Source organism: Sphingobium sp., assembly GCF_041987595.1.
In the GTDB taxonomy this organism is placed as follows: domain Bacteria; phylum Pseudomonadota; class Alphaproteobacteria; order Sphingomonadales; family Sphingomonadaceae; genus Sphingobium.
In genome coordinates, this window is sequence record NZ_JBHIWJ010000155.1 from 1 (window position 1) to 6,832 (window position 6,832).

Below are 6,832 nucleotides of genomic sequence, written 5' to 3' on the forward strand. Positions count from 1 at the left end.
ATCCACGCCCGTCCGGTAATCGGCGGAGAGCGCGTCCCAGACTTTGCCAGCCCTGATGATGGTGCGACCCGAAGGCCTGGCATTAGCCCAGTCGAGACGGCATGGAATGGTTCGCGCCGCAGTTCCCCGCAGCGAAACCAGCCGCAATTTCCCGGCGCTGAGATAGAGCAGCGACCGGGAATCCCCGCTCCAGCTCGGCGCATCCGTGACCTCTTTGGTGATCTGTCGCGGTTCTCCGGCGAAGCTGCCGTCTTCCCCGACCGGCACGACCCAAAGGGTGCTGGCGAAGACATAGGCCATCCATTGGCCGTCCGGGGACCAGACCGGCCCGTCATGGCCGCGCACGCCGATCGACTTGCCTTCGGCCACTGCCTGATAGCGGCCCTTGCCGGTTGCGAGATCGACGGTCAGGATCTGGCTCGTGCCCTCCCGGTAACGGCCCGTCACCGGCTTGAAGGCGGCGTAGGCGATCGTCCTGCCGCCCGGCCCGAAGCTCGGTCGCCCCGGTTCCCAGAGCGCGTCGAAGACCTTGCGCACCGTCCCGTTCGCCACCTCGACCGTGTGGAGAGCGCCCTCCTGATCCAGAAAGGCGATGAGCCTGCCGTCCTGCGACCAACTGCCCCAGGCGACCGCCTTGTCGGGAATGTTGGTGAGTTGCCGTTCCTTGCCCGTCGCAAGTTCATGCAGCCAGAGGTCCAGCGTCCCGCCCCGATCGCAGCTATAGGCGATCGTCCGGCCATCGGGCGACCAGGCCGGATCGCATTTGTGCCAGGGGTCGCCGATCAGCTTTTTCGGCGCGCCGCCTAGCGGCATCAGGTAAATATCGTTCAGCGCCGCAAAGACGATGCTCTTCCCGTCGGGCGAGAGCATCGGCGCGGCGATCCCCACCACCGGCCTGCGGTCGGTCGAGGTGAAGTCCCGCGTCTTCTTCCGGTAGCCAGGCGTCGTTACCGGGATCTGGGTGCGGAAGGGGATGACGCTGGCCTTGCCATCCTTCCACTTCCGGATCTTGCCGTTCGATCCGTAAAGGATTGCGCCATCGCTGGTGAAGGCCGGGCGGAAGGGATAGAGATCTTCCCCCGCCACGATGTCGCGTTCCCCCCGCACCAGCGTCAGCGAACCGGGCTGCAGCCGGCTGTAGACCAGCGTTCCGTCCGGCGCGAAAGCCGGAGCCATGATCGCCGATGGGTTGAAGCGGTCGGGCGAGGGCGGTACCGACGCGACGTCGATCGCCGCTCCGGTAGCGACATCCGCCTTCACCAGCGTCTTTCCGCCCGCGACATAGGCGATGCTTCTGCCGTCCGCCGACCAACAGGGTTCGCTGTCATTGGTGTTGCCCCTGGAGAAGGCGGTAACCCTGCCCGTCGCGACGTCGAGCAGATGGATGACATAGCGCCCCTCCGCCCGATCGGACGCAAAGGCGATTGTCCTCCCGTCGGGCGACCAGCGCGGCTCCCGGTCGTCGAACGGCCCGTCCGTATGCTGGCGCATGTCGCCGCCGTCCGCCGCGACCGACCAGATATGGAAATTGCCCGACCGATAGGATTGAAAGACGATCCGGCTCCCATCGGGCGACCAGTCCGGCTGGGCCAGGTCGTCAAAATCTCCGGTCAGCCGTTTGAGCGGGCCGCCTTCCACCGGCATGGTCCACAAAATGCCGAGCAGGTCGAAGGCGATCCGCTTGCCATCCGGCGACAGGGCGAGGGCAATATTGGTGCAATCCTCGACGGTGACGAGGGTTTCCCTGCCAGCTGCGGGGGCGCCCGGCCTGTCCTGCGCCAGCGATCCCGCACTCCCGGCCGCAAGCAGCCCGATCCCGCCCGCCGCGAGAGCTTCGCGGCGGTTGATTGTCACCCGACCCGTCATGCTGTTCCCTTGCCTTAAAATTCGAAATTCAACCGGCCGTAATAAAAGCCGCCGCTGGTCCCGTAGGGCGAATATTGGTTGTAGAGGGAGAAGCCATTGCCCTGGAGCGTGGCGGGCAATTTGTTCGGATAGATGTTGAACAGATTGTTCGCGCCCGCCGTCAGCTTGATGCCCTTGCGCAATTCCATGCCTAGTTCGAGATCGAAGATCACCTTGGGATCGATCTCCGCATCCAGCGCGGGATTGGTGGCATGCACCATCGTCACCTTGCCGTAGCGGGTGGCGCGCAGGTTCAGGCTGGCTGGCCCTTTCGTCCACAATATGTTGGCGATCAACTTGTCGCGGGGCGTGCCCTTGGTGAAGTCGCCCTGCTTGGACCGGCCGATCAGCACCAGCCCCGCGCCTGCCAGAACGTCAGGCACGGCATCGACATGGGTGAAGACGGTCTTGTTGAAATTGGCGGACAGGTTGAACACGGCATTGCCGAAATCGCCCAGCCCCGCGCGCCATGTGCTGACGATGTCCAACCCGCGCGTCCGCGTGTCGGCCGCGTTGGAGAAATAGAAGCCGCCTGCCGAAGAGGTGATTCCCGCCGCCGCCAGCACGCTGCGCACCAATGTCCCTTGCAGCGTTTCGGACAGCAATATGCGGTCGCTGATCCTGATCTGATAGGCATCGACCGTGATGTTCAGCCGCGGCGTCGGGGTGATCACGATACCGGCCGACAGATTTTTCGACTTTTCCGGCTTCAGCGGCGTGGCGCCCAGCGCGATGGCCGCCGCCGAATCCACCGGCAACGCCGATACCGGCAAAAGCACCCCGCCGACATTGATGGTGGAAGCGGAGGAATAATGCTGTTGCTGGAGCGTCGGTGCGCGGAAGCCGGTGCTGGCCGTGCCCCGCAGGGCAAGGCCATGCATCGGCTCGATCCGGATCGAAGCCTTGCCGGTATCGGTCGTGCCGAAGTCCGAATAATCTTCATGTCGCCCCGCCAGAGCGACCTCCAGCCCATCGAAGATCTTCTGTTCCAGGTTCAGATAGGCGCTCCAGTTGTCGCGGCTCCATTCGCCAGCCGCGGACAATGGAAAGCCGGTCACGCCCTGCGACCCGGAAGTCCGGAGCACGCCCGCATTGGGGCCGGTGGCTGACCGGTAGCCGCCGTCGATATAGGACACCGGATCGCCTGCGCCGATGGCGTAGCTGTTCCAGCGATATTCTCCACCGACCGCGATCAGCAGCGGTTCCGCCAGCCCCAGTTCGACGGTCTTTTGCAGGTCCAGATTGGTCGTCCACTCCCTGGAGGTGACGGAACCGATATACATGTCGGTCGGGCTGGCCGGGCCGAGCGACGCGTTGACGACCGAGCTTTCCCGATATTTCACCCAGTTGCGCGAAAAGCTGCTCGAAACGTCATAATGGAATGTGTCGGACAGGTCGCCGCGCACACCCGCGGCGGTCTGGAAATCCTCGTCATAAATGTGGAGGTGCGGGCTGTAGCCATTGGGAAACAGCTCCGGGATATTGTTCGGCGCATCGGGAAAGCGATAGGTCAGCCACGCGTCGGAGTGTCGCCGCGATGCGGTGCCGAACAGGTAAAATTCGACCATGTCATTGATCGGCAGCGAGACGTCATAGGCGAAGTTTATGCCCGAAACCTGCGGCTGCCCGCCCTTGTTGACGTCCCGGTCGACGGTGGCCTCACGCGGGTCGAGTGCGCCGCTGGTCGAGGAATAAAGCTGACCGACGCGGGCATAGAACTGTCCCGGATTGGGCGCGCTGCGATAGGTCCGCCCCTGCAGGAAGGCGTCGAGCGTGAAATGGACATGGCCGCCATCGCCGATGCCGAAGCCCTTGCTGACCTGAAAACGGCCCTGTTCGCCGCCGCCGTCGGCCGTGGCGCCGCCCAGAAAGGACGCGCTGCCGCTGGTGTCGTTTTTCAGGAGGATGTTGACCACCCCGGCGATCGCGTCCGACCCATATTGCGCCGAAGCACCGTCGCGCAGCACCTCGATCCGCTCGATGGAGGAGGATGGGATCAGGTCCAGATCCGGCGGCGACTGCCCGTTCTGCGTCGTGCCGTTGATGAAGAGCGTGGCGGTGTTATGGCGCCGCTTGCCGTTGACCAGCACCAGCAGCTGGTCGCCTGCAAGCCCGCGCAGCGACAGTGTCTTGACCGCGAAACTGGCGCCTGCACCGCTGTTTGATACGTTGATCGAAGGCACCAACGTTCCCAGCAGGTCGCGCACGGACTGCTTGCCGCTTGCTTCCAGATCCTTGGCGCCCAGCACGTCGATCGGCGCGAGACTTTCCGCAACTGTGCGGGTCGACTGGCGCGTGCCGGTCACGATGATCGGCGCTGAAGCATCCTCTGCCTCGGCGGCGGGCGCCATGGCGACGGGTGCGGACGAGGCGCCCGAAACATTGGCCTGTGCCAGTTGCACGGCCATGGGACTGCGACGCGCGGCGGCGCGATTGGCCGGCACCGCCAGCGCTATGACGCCGACACCGGCTTCGCTGTGCTTGAGTGCTGTTCCGGCCAGCAGCCGCTCCAGCGCATCCTCGGTGGACAGCCAGCCCTGAACCCGGCGGCTGCGGATCGCGGCGACCTCGTCATAAGGGAAGAGAATGCGCACGCCCGATTGCGACGACAGCTGACGCAGCGCGCTGCTCAAGGGCTGCGGGGCGATATCGAATTTGTGCCGCTGTGACAGGATCGCGTCCTTGCCGCCGGCGGCTAACAGTTCGGTAGGCGAAACAAGACAGATGGCGAGGGCGACCCCCGCCAGTGCATGGCGAATACGCATCGAATGTTCCCCTGCAAAAGACGGCATTTTTCGCCGTTCTATCGCTTCGAACGAAGAACAGGTTCCGATCCGCCATGGATCGGCTTCGGGCAGGTATTGGGATTATGTTCCCGTCTACTATGAATGATCAGAATATCGACGCGGAATGGAGTATTCTTGTAATTATATTATATTGGTTGACGTTTTTGTGGCCCGTCCACGCCGGTTTGCAGAAACCATCGCCGCTCATTTTCCAGCCCTACAGCGGTCAGCCGGCCGCTGCCGAAAGCTCCCGTGTCGATGCCGATGCGGTTGGGCCGAATGTCCACATTTTCAGTAATGCTATGGCCATGGACGATCATCTTGCCGAAAGAGCCGCGATGGTTGAGGAAATCGCCCCGGATCCAGCGCATATCAGTCGGCAATTGCGCTTCCAGAGCGATGCGGGGGCGCACCCCGGCGTGAACGAACAGATAATCGCCGACGCTGATCTGATCCTCGCCATCATCCAGAAAATCGATGGCGGCGCGGGGAATCCCGGTCAGCATCCATTGGACCAGCGCCTCATCGCTCATGGCCACGCTCATTTTCGACGTCAGCCCATAGCTGGCCAGTGTTTCGATTCCGCCAAACCGCCGGAAGAGGCGCGCTGCCCGCACCTGTCCCCGCGCCGCGGCGATGAACATCTCCTCATGATTGCCCTTGATGAAGCGAACGGTCTCATCCGAGCGCGCGAGCGCCATCGCCCGCTCGACGACCTGCCGCGAAGCAGGCCCGCGATCCACCAGATCGCCCAACAGGATCAACAGTCGGGGCAGAGGAGGCCGCCCGGCCTCATCCTGTGCGATCCTGTCCAGCAATTCGGCAAAAAGATCGTCACGGCCATGAATATCGCCGATCGCATAGACGCGGACGTCATCCACGCGGGGTGGCGAAGCCTGTTCCGACGCTCTCCGGCGGAGGAAAGGGATCAGCATGGCGGGCGTGTTCCTGTCACGGTCGCCAGTCTTGCACGGCCTTAAAGGCGGGGCAATGTTACGCCTTGCTGTCCCATATATTTGCCCGCACGGTCGGCATAGCTGGTTTCGCACGGCTCGTTCCCTTTCAGGAACAGGAACTGGCAGGCGCCTTCGTTGGCGTAGATCTTGGCCGGGAGCGGCGTGGTGTTGGAAAACTCCAGTGTCACATGGCCTTCCCAACCCGGTTCCAGCGGGGTCACGTTCACGATGATGCCGCAGCGCGCATAGGTCGATTTGCCGAGGCAGATGACCAGAACGTCGCGAGGCACCCGGAAATATTCGACCGTGCGCGCCAGCGCAAAGCTGTTGGGGGGGATGATGCAGCAGTCGGTCTTGCGGTCGACGAAGCTGTTCGCTGCGAAATCCTTGGGGTCCACCACTGCGCTGTCGACATTGGTGAAGATCTTGAATTCGTCTGCTACCCGTGCGTCATAGCCATAGGATGACAGGCCATAGCTGATGCAGCCGTCGCGCCTCTGGCTCTCCACGAACGGCTCGATCATGCCGTTGGTCTGGGCCTGTTCGCGAATCCACTTATCCGACAATATCGACATTGTTTCAGTTCTTTCTTGGGGTAATGCCCAGATCGGCAGGACCGAAGGAAAAAGGCAAGAGTTCTGCGACGCAATGTTCGATCACGGCATCGCCTTCGGGCGCCGCGCAATAGATGGCAAGCTCCCGTCCCGCCATCTGTTCGGTTTCGTTCATGATCTGGCGGCACCGGCCGCATGGGGTGACGATCGCATCCCCGGCGACCGAACCGTCCGCGCCCATCGCGCCGCCCACGACCGCAATCGCTTCGACATCCGCAAAGCGTCCCTGCGCATTGACCGTCGCCAGCGCGACAGTCTCGGCGCAGAGCGACAGCCCATAGCTCGCATTTTCGAAAGTGCAGCCGGTCACGATCGCACCATCGGTCAGCCGCACCGCAGCCCCGACCGCGAAGCGGCTGTAAGGCGCATGGGCGTTGGCCATCGCCGCCCGCGCCGCTTCGATCAATTCCCGCTTCGCACTCACGGCGCCATCACATCCCATCTGACCGGACCCTCGACGCCGTCGATATGCCGCATATCATTGGCTGTCCACATCACCCATTTCCGCTTTTCAGCGTCGGGGGGGAAGAAATTGCCTTCCAGCCAGAATGTCCGGTTGATCCGGGAGGCA

Annotated in this window: 4 protein-coding genes and 2 pseudogenes; all 6 read right to left on the reverse strand. The window is 63.1% G+C overall.

What is annotated here, in order from left to right:
- Window positions 1-1,866, reverse strand: a pseudogene (locus ACFC3J_RS21625) (amidohydrolase); the annotation flags it as partial.
- Window positions 1,867-1,880: 14 nt separating this feature from the next.
- On the reverse strand, window positions 1,881-4,670 hold the full coding sequence (locus tag ACFC3J_RS21630; protein WP_375198034.1) for a TonB-dependent receptor plug domain-containing protein: 2,790 nt from the start codon (window positions 4,668-4,670) through the stop codon (window positions 1,881-1,883).
- Between the two features lie 167 nt (window positions 4,671-4,837).
- Window positions 4,838-5,626, reverse strand: coding sequence for a metallophosphoesterase (locus tag ACFC3J_RS21635; RefSeq protein ID WP_375198035.1), 789 nt, complete (start codon window positions 5,624-5,626; stop codon window positions 4,838-4,840).
- Window positions 5,627-5,667: 41 nt separating this feature from the next.
- The gene (gene dcd, locus ACFC3J_RS21640) at window positions 5,668-6,222 is read right to left on the reverse strand and encodes a dCTP deaminase (protein ID WP_267249144.1); all 555 of its coding nucleotides are present in this window, start codon (window positions 6,220-6,222) and stop codon (window positions 5,668-5,670) included.
- A gap of 4 nt (window positions 6,223-6,226) precedes the next feature.
- Window positions 6,227-6,703: a cytidine deaminase gene (locus ACFC3J_RS21645; RefSeq protein WP_375198036.1), complete on the reverse strand. Its 477-nt coding sequence runs from the start codon at window positions 6,701-6,703 to the stop codon at window positions 6,227-6,229.
- A pseudogene (locus ACFC3J_RS21650) lies at window positions 6,682-6,832 on the reverse strand (glycoside hydrolase family 25); the annotation flags it as partial. The pseudogene ACFC3J_RS21650 and the gene ACFC3J_RS21645, both read right to left, overlap by 22 nt.